The sequence below is a fragment of the Cellulosimicrobium sp. BMG9.22 genome, from assembly GCF_059159975.1.
On record NZ_JBZGBY010000006.1, the window covers coordinates 176,964 to 184,880 of the forward strand.

5 protein-coding genes are annotated in these 7,917 nt (G+C 73.8%); 2 read left to right on the plus strand and 3 right to left on the minus strand.

All coding sequences use genetic code 11. The features are described from left to right. Positions 1-29: 29 nt before the first annotated feature. Positions 30-617, plus strand: a complete 588-nt coding sequence (locus AC4H2H_RS07090; RefSeq protein ID WP_494370091.1) for a hypothetical protein — start codon at positions 30-32, stop codon at positions 615-617. Between the two features lie 60 nt (positions 618-677). On the opposite strand, the gene pntB is transcribed toward AC4H2H_RS07090, so the two are convergent. The 3 genes from pntB to AC4H2H_RS07105 form a co-directional block, all read right to left on the minus strand. Next, positions 678-2,087: a Re/Si-specific NAD(P)(+) transhydrogenase subunit beta gene (gene pntB / locus AC4H2H_RS07095; RefSeq protein WP_494370092.1), complete on the minus strand. Its 1,410-nt coding sequence runs from the start codon at positions 2,085-2,087 to the stop codon at positions 678-680. Continuing rightward, positions 2,084-3,697 carry a Re/Si-specific NAD(P)(+) transhydrogenase subunit alpha gene (locus tag AC4H2H_RS07100; protein WP_494370093.1) on the minus strand — a complete coding sequence of 538 codons (1,614 nt, stop codon included), beginning with the start codon at positions 3,695-3,697 and terminating at the stop codon, positions 2,084-2,086. Before AC4H2H_RS07100 ends, pntB begins: the two co-directional genes overlap by 4 nt. A gap of 133 nt (positions 3,698-3,830) precedes the next feature. Next, positions 3,831-6,641, minus strand: coding sequence for a flippase-like domain-containing protein (locus AC4H2H_RS07105; RefSeq protein ID WP_494370094.1), 2,811 nt, complete (start codon positions 6,639-6,641; stop codon positions 3,831-3,833). 257 nt (positions 6,642-6,898) lie between these two features. Here AC4H2H_RS07105 and AC4H2H_RS07110 point away from each other — a divergent pair, with 257 nt between their 5' ends. Next, positions 6,899-7,759 (plus strand): HdeD family acid-resistance protein, encoded by an 861-nt coding sequence (locus AC4H2H_RS07110; protein WP_494370095.1) that lies wholly within the window; start codon positions 6,899-6,901, stop codon positions 7,757-7,759. The last annotated feature ends 158 nt before the right edge of the window (positions 7,760-7,917 follow it).

Below are 7,917 nucleotides of genomic sequence, written 5' to 3' on the forward strand. Positions count from 1 at the left end.
AAGGCCGTCCTCGTCGTAGGGTCGGGCGCGTGAACGTCTACGTGGTGCTGTCCCGCAGTCGTACGGTCCTGTCCCGCACGATCGCGCTCGCGACGCGCGACGAGTTCACGCACTCCTCCCTGGCGCTGGACCCGGGGCTGGATCTCATGTTCAGCTTCGGGCGCCGCCGGGCGGGCAACCCGTTCGTCGGGTGCTTCCGGCGCGAGCGGTTCGACGACGGCCTGTACCGCGACATGGACGTCGTCCCGGGGGTCGTCCTGGAGGTTCCCGTGACGCCCGAGCAGCACGAGGCGATCCGGGTGCGGATCATGGAGTTCCTCCTGGACTCGCACGCCTTCTCGTACAACGTGCGCGGGCTCGTGGGGGCCCGGTTCGGCCGGGGTCACGAGGCGGAGGACCGGTTCTTCTGCTCCGAGTTCGTCTACCACGTGCTGCACGGCGCGGGCGTGACCGATCTGGGCATCGAGCGGTGGCAGGTGCGCCCGCAGACACTTCTCGACCTGCCGGGGCGGGTCGTCTTCCGTGGGGACCTCAAGGACTACGTCGCGGCGCACGGGGCGCTCGGCACGACGCCGTCCCTCTCGTTCGCCCGACCGCGCGAGCGCGTGCTCGGCTGAGCTCGCACCTCTGCATCGCGCGCCAGGAGCGCCGGCGAGCGGGCCGAGGACGTCGCCCGGTCAACCGACGCGTAGCGCCGCGACGATGTCCTCGACCCGCTGCTTCGCGTCCCCGAACAGCATCCCGGTGTTCTCGCGGAAGAACAGCGGGTTCTGCACCCCGGCGTACCCGGCGGCCATCGACCGCTTGAAGACGACGACCCGGTCCGCCTCCCACACGCGCAGCACGGGCATGCCCGCGATGGGCGAGCCGGGGTCGTCGAGCGCCGCGGGGTTGACGGTGTCGTTCGCCCCGATGACGAGCACGACGTCCGTCTCCGCGAGGTCGTCGTTGATCTCGTCCATCTCGAGCACGATGTCGTAGGGGACGCGCGCCTCGGCGAGCAGGACGTTCATGTGCCCAGGCAGGCGGCCCGCGACCGGGTGCACCCCGAAGCGGACGTCCGCGCCACCGTCGCGCAGGATCTCGACGAGCTCCGCGACCGGGTACTGCGCCTTGGCGACGGCCATGCCGTAGCCCGGGGTGATGACGACGCTGCGCGCGTCGCGCAGGAGGGCCGCGACGTCGTCGGCGCTCACCTCGCGGTGCTCGCCTGGCGCGCCCTCGCCGCCCGCGGGCGCCGCGCCCTCCTCGGTGCCGAACCCGCCGAGGATCACGGAGACGAACGACCGGTTCATGGCCCGGCACATGATGTACGACAGGATCGCACCGGACGACCCGACGAGGGCGCCCGTGACGATGAGCAGGTCGTTGCCGAGCATGAAGCCTGCTGCGGCGGCGGCCCAGCCGGAGTACGAGTTGAGCATCGACACGACGACGGGCATGTCGCCCCCGCCGATCGACGCGACGAGGTGCCAGCCGAGCGCGAGGGCGACCACGGTCAGCAGGAGCAGCGGCCACACCGACGGCACGACGACGAACCACGCCACGAGCGCGACGCTCGCCAGCAGCATCGCGAGGTTGAGCAGGTTGCGGCCCGGGAGCTGCAGGGGAGCGGAGCGCGTGCGGCCCGACAGCTTGAGGAACGCGACGACCGAGCCCGTGAACGTCACGGCGCCGACGAGCACGCCGAGGGAGACCTCCACGAGGTGCGCGGCGCCGTCGGCCCCGGCGGCATGGGCCGTGAGGTACGAGTTGAAGCCCACGAGCACCGCCGCGGCCCCGACGAAGCTGTGGAGGATCGCGATGAGCTCGGGCATCTGCGTCATCTCGACGCGCCGCGCGCGCCACGTCCCGACGACGGCACCGACGAGGAGCACGAGCGCGACGAGGATCGCGGTGACCAGCACCGGCCGGGCGCTCGTGTCGAGCGCGAGCACGATCGTCGCGGCGAGCGCGAGGGCCATGCCGACCATGCCGAGCACGTTGCCGCGCCGCGCCGACTCCTGCTTCGAGAGCCCCGCGAGGCTCAGCACGAACAGCACGGCCGCGAGGACGTAGACCGCCTGCGCGACGGAGGTCGCGGTCATCGGGCCACCCCCTGCGGGGCGCGGGTCGGCGCGTCCTTGCGGAACATGCGGATCATGCGGTTCGCGACGAGGAAGCCACCGAAGACGTTGATGCTCGCCACGGTCGCGGCGAGCACCGCGAGCGTCGTGACCACCCAGTCGTCGGAGCCGATCTGCAGCAGCGCGCCGACGAGGATGATCCCGGAGATCGCGTTCGTCTGGGCCATGAGCGGCGTGTGCAGCGAGTGCGTGACGTGCGAGATGACGTAGTAGCCGACGATCACCGCGAGCGCGAACACCGTGACGTGCCCGACGAGCGACGGCGGCGCGAACGACAGCGCGAGCGTCACGAGCACGGCGGCGAGGGCGGCGCCCACGGTGCGGCGGCGACGTCGCAGCGCGGCGGCGTCCGCCTCGGCGGTGAGCGCCCGCTGCCGGTCGGCGGCCTCCTGCACGGGGTCCGACGGCGGTGGCGCAACCGGACCCGCGCCCGGTGGTGGTGCGGCACTCACGGCGACGGGCGGCGGCGGCCAGAGCACCTCGCCGTCGCGCGCGACGGTCATGCCGCGCTGCACCGGGTCGTCGAGGTCGAGCACGACCTCGCCGTCCGCGCCCGGCGTGAGCAGCTCGAGCAGGTGCACGACGTTCGTCCCGAGCAGCTGCGACGTGTGCTGCGGCAGTCGTCCCGCGAGGTCGGTCCAGCCGACGACGACGACCCCGCCCGCGGTCACGACCCGCTCGCCGGGCACGGTGAGCTCGCAGTTGCCACCGCCCGACGCCGCGAGGTCCACCACCACGGCGCCCGGGTGCATCCCTGCGACCGCCGCGGCCGTGAGGGTGCGGGGTGCGCGGCCCCGCACGAGCGCCGTCGTGATCACGACGTCCGCCTCGGCGGCCTCGCGCGCGTACACCGCGAGGGCGGCGGCCTCCTGCTCGGGCGTGAGCGGCTTCGCGTACCCGTCGGCGGACATGCCCTGCTGCGCCTCCGGGGCGCGGACGGCCGTGCCGCCCATCGACTCGATCTGCTCGGCGGCCTCGGTCCGCACGTCGAACGCGCGGACCTGGGCGCCGAGGCTCGCCGCCGCGCCGACCGCGGCGAGGCCCGCGACACCGCCGCCGATGACGAAGACGCGCGCGGGCGGCGTCTTGCCCGCGGCCGTAACCTGCCCCGCGAACATGCCGCCGTACTCGGCCGCCGCCTCGACGACCGCGCGGTACCCGGCGACGTTCGACAGCGTGCTCAGCACGTCGAGCGCCTGCGCGCGCGAGATGCGCGGGACGGCGTCGAGCGCGAGCGCGGTCACGCCGTGGGCGGCGAGGCGCTGGACGAGCGCGGGGTCGTTCGCCGGGCCGAGCATCGCGACGAGCGTCGCGCCGGGGCGCAGCTGCGCGACCTGGTCGTCCGTCGGCGCGTTCACCGCGGTCACGACGTCGGCGCCCCACACGGTCGCCGAGTCCGCGACGACGGCCCCCGCCGCCTCGTAGGCCGCGTCGGCGAACGTCGCGGCGGACCCGGCGTCGTGCTCGACGACGACCTCGTACCCGAGCGCGCGCAGCCGCTCCACGGTCCGGGGGGTCGCAGCGACCAGCCGCTCCCCGGCCGCCACCTCGCGGGGGACTCCGATCCTCACGTGCGGGCTCCTCACCTCGTCGAGCATCGTCGGCACCCCGGCGTCGTCGCCGACGGGTGCGCGGTGAGCCTACCGAGTCGTGGCGCCCTCCCGACCGGGCCGAACGTCCCGTGGACGAGTCCCGGCGGACCCGCTACAGGTCGCCCTTCTTCTGCAGGTGGCGCATCGCGACCCAGCCGATCGGGATGCGGCCCCAGTAGGTCGCGACGCGGAACAGGAGGGTCGCGGACGTCGCGACGGCGAAGGGCACGCCCGCGGCGGTGAGACCCGCGGTGAGCGCGAGCTCGATCGTGCCCAGGCCTCCGGGTGTGGGGACGGCGGCGCCGGCCGCGTTCCCGACGAGGTAGATGACGGCGACGTCGACGAGGTCGAGCTCCTGGCCGAACGCCGCGAGCGCGGCGTCGAACGCGAGGACGTAGCCGAGCGTCATGACGATGTTGCCGCCGAACCCGATCGCGAGCCGCCCGGGCTGGCCGAGCATGGCCGACAGGCGCGGCCACACCTGCTGGACCGTGGGCCGGATCTTCGCCAGGACCCAGTTCCGCACCACGGGGACGAGGAGCGTCGCGAGCACGGCGAGCGCCACGCCACCGATCGCCAGGAGCACCGTCGTGGAGGGAAGCTCCACGAGGCCGCCGTCGCCGGTGAAGATCGAGAGCAGCACGAGGATGAGGATCGTCACGAGGAACTGCGACACCTGGACGAGCGCGACGGTCGCGACCGCGATGGGGGTCGACACGCCCCGCTTCGTGAGCAGCCGGAGGTTGAGCGCTGCCGGGCCGATGCCGGCCGGGGCGGCGAGGGCGACGTAGGACCCGGCGGCCTGGGTGAGGGTGACGCGCCACAGGGGCAGCTTCAAGGGCGAGAACGCCCTGAGCGTGAGGGCCGCGCCGACCCACGTGAGGATGCCGAGCGCGAACGACAGGACCGCCCACCAGGGGTTCGCCTCGGTGACCGCGTCGGCGATCTGCTCGAAGTTGAACGACGTGACGAGCGCCGTCACGGCGGCGATGACGAGCACGAGGGTCAGGATCGTGCGCGCCCCGAAGCGCGTGATGCGCTGCGGCTCGACGTCGGCCTCGGGCAGGCGGTCGACGAGGGCCGCGCGCAGCTCCTTGAGCAACTCCTTGTCCTGCCGCATCTCGTCGCGTGTGCTCGGCGGCAGGGCGACGGACTGCAGCAGCGGCCCGATCGCGGCGATGTCCTCGTCGGGCAGGACGCTCACGGCGGACTCGACCGCACGCCGCGCCCCGACGCGCAGCGCGAGCAGCGCGACCATCTGGGCGAGGTCGAGGCGGCGCGCGAGCTCGGACGACGCGATGTCGCCCTGCTCCCAGCCCGTGAGCCAGACCTCGGGCGCCCCGGTCGCCGGCTCGCGGGACACGAGCATGACGTCCGACGTGAGCGCGCGGTGCGCGATCCCCGCGGAGTGCGCCAGACGGAGCTGGCGCCACGCCTCGTTGAGCACGGAGTCGGTGAGGTCCTCGACGGGCAGGTCGCGCAGCGACACGGCGCCCGCGGCGTGCTCCTGGACGAGCATCATCGAGTCCGCGGACTCGCCGACGCCGAGGAGCCGCGGGGTGCGCACGCCGGCGGCGCGCGCGGCGTAGGACAGCAGTGCGGAGCGCTCGGCGGCGGCGCGCAGGGAGATCGCGGCACGTCCCTCGGTCCCGCGCAGCCGCAGCGAGCGCCAGAACCGGGTGAGGAAGCCGACGACCTGCCGGTCGCCGTCGAGGGCGACGACGTCCCTGCGCACGCCGTCCTCGGCGAGCATCGCGTAGACGCGGTTGTCGCCGGCGCGGGTGAGCGCGATGGCAGCAGAGTCGGACGGTGCGTCCTGGGCCGCGGCCGGGGTCCCGTTCGTCGTGCCCGACGGCGCGTGCCCGCTCGGCTGACCGGCGCCCCCCAGGTGCTGGTGCGCGAGGGCGGCGTCCGCCGTGAGGACCGTGCCGGCGTCGTGCTCCGCGCCCGGCGCGTGCAGGACCCCGACGTGCACCTCGGCCGTGATGTGGCCCTCGGCGTCGACCTCCGTGATGGGGTCGTCGGCGGCCTCGGCGAGCTCCTCGTCGTCCGTGACGTCGCGCACGCGCACGAGCGCCGACGGGGAGAAGCCGGCGCGTCGTACGCCCTCGACGAGGTCGGGGCCGTACGCACGCTCGCTGCGGACGCCCGAGGCGTACCGCACCGCCATGCCGGCGATCCGCCCGAGCAGGAGCGTGATGACGATCCCGGGCAGGGAGACCTGCCCCGTGATCAGCACCACGCCGATCGCCACGAACAGGAGGTTCCAGGACCAGGCGACCGTGCGTCGTCGGGTGCGTGTCCCCGCGGCGGTGAGGAGCCCCGCGATCGCGGCGACGTAGAGATAGTCCGGGATCGTGAGCTGCCACGACCCGTCGACGAAGGCGGAGAGGCCCCGGACGAGCTCGTCGGAGCCCCAGGCGCTGATGGCGAAGGAGACCAGCACGCCGAGCAGGAGCCCCACGCAGGCAGCGACGATCGCCTCGACGACCTGACGTCCCAGACGGCGGACGCCGAGCTCGATGAGGACTGCCGTCGGAACGAAGAGCGTGACGAGCCCCTCGAGCACCGCCACGGGGAACACGAGGATCCTCGCGAGCAGGTCCGAGAAGCCCTGGACGTCCTCCGCGACGCCCTCGGTCGTGCCGTGCGCGAAGACCGCCATGAGCATGACGACGGCGACACCGACCGCGCACAGCACGAGGTTGACCAGGTCGCTGGGGTGGCGCACCCGCGGCTCGGCGGTGTCGACGACGCGCACCGTGCCGACCGTGCCCCGACCCGGCCGGGTCAGCAGCGCCTCCAGCGCGCCGGTCTGCGGTCGCGGCTCGACCCCCGCGGGACCTGCGAGGCTGCCGACCTCGACGACGGGACCCCTCGCGCGCGCAGGCGGCGCGGGAGGCTCGGGCGCGGGGGCGGACATGCCAGCGAGTCTAGGCGCGGGGGTCCGGCGGGGCGCGGGATTTGGCCGATTCCTCCGGGCGATTCGCCGGGTTCGTCCCGCCGCGACGTGCCGACCCACGCCGGTCCGCACCGGTCGAGTGCCTGGCCATTTGTCGTTCACGAACCAGTTTGGGCGCAAATATCCCGCATGTTTCGGGAGCGTGCGCGGGGGTGTCGACGGGCGAGTGTGACGTCGCCCTCCCTAGCATGGGAGCAGCGACGGACGGGAGGGGCGGCATGGCACGCGAGAGCGCGCAGGGCGAGCCGGACGCGGAGAGCGGCCGCCCAGAGGCCGCCGTCCAGGAGCGCAACCCGTTCCGCAAGGTGTGGTGGCTGCCCGTCGTGCGCGGCATCCTCCTCGTGGTGCTCGGCCTGCTCCTCATGATCGAGCCGCTCGAGGAGCTCGGGACGCTCCGGCTCGTGCTCGGCGCGTTCCTCGTGGCCGACGGCGTGCTGGTCGCCGTGCAGGGGTTCGTGCACCGGCGCCAGGTCGGCTCCGCGTGGTGGCTCGCCCAGGCGGGGGTCAACGTCGTGTTCGGCGTCGTGGTGGCGCTGTGGCCCGACCTGACCCCGACCGCCCTCTACTACGTGCTTGCCGTGTGGGTGCTCGTCCTCGGCATCACGACGATCGCCGGCGCGGCCGCGCTCGCGCGCAACCGGGACCTCGGGTGGGCGTGGATGCTCGCGTTCGGGATCGTCTCGGTGCTGTTCGGCATCCTGCTCGTCACGCGCCCGCTCGACGCGTTCGACGTGCTCCGGCTCGTGACTGTCGTCTTCGCGCTCTACGCGTTCGTCTCGGGCTCGATCCACGTCGTGTCCGGGTTCGCGGTCCGCGCCGTGGCCCGCGAGCTCGCGGACCTGCGGGCGCAGGCCGTCGCGGCGGGCGTCGTCGTGACGGGTGGCTCGGTGCTCGGGGCCGCGGCAGCCCGGCCGGACGTCGCACAGCCGTCGGCCAGCCCGAGCACCCTCGGCCCGGACACCCCCACCGCCCCGGAAGCCCCCACTGCCCCGGAAGCCCCCACCGCCGACGACCATGCGGCCGCAGAGAACCCTCGGGTCGACCCGACCTCACCAGAGAACGGCGACCCGCCGAAATAGAGCCCTGGTCCGCCGAAGTAGAACCCTGGTCGGCTGAGGTAGAGCCCTGGTCCGCCGAGGTAGAGCCCTGGTCGGCCGAGATAGAACCGTGGTTCTTCGTGTCGGACGGCGGTGGTCGGTTTGGGTGGTCGGGATGGGTGGGGGCGCCACGTCTACCA